Genomic DNA, 309 nt, shown 5'->3' with positions numbered 1-309 from the left:
CGAGAAGCACGGCAGCGGCCATCGCAAGGAGAGGTGCGCGGGGTTGCTGGAACCGTGCGCCGATCAGGCCGCCAAGCCAGAACACGACGACGGCCGTGATAGCCGAGACTAGCCAGGAGGCATCGGCGTTGATGGACACGCCCGAGCGGTCGGGGAACACGGCAAAGGTGTTGTAGGAGTCATAGACCCAGGACCAGATAAACCCGATGCCGAGGTAGAGTAGCTTGAACGCGCCCTCGAGTTTCTCAAGGGCGCCTTGCATGGCGCTGTGATGCCGAAGATGCTCGGTCATAGTCCCTCCCCTAGGCC

1 pseudogene is annotated in these 309 nt (G+C 62.8%); it reads right to left on the bottom strand.

Annotated elements, in window-relative coordinates:
• Positions 1–292: pseudogene (locus tag PZH32_RS12525) on the bottom strand (hypothetical protein); the annotation flags it as partial.
• Between the last annotated feature and the right edge of the window lie 17 nt (positions 293–309).

It is taken from the genome of Adlercreutzia equolifaciens (genome assembly GCF_029076695.1).
GTDB lineage: Bacteria > Actinomycetota > Coriobacteriia > Coriobacteriales > Eggerthellaceae > Adlercreutzia > Adlercreutzia equolifaciens_A.
Note: the sequence above shows the minus strand (reverse complement) of the source record. Positions and strands in the feature narration are given on the sequence as shown.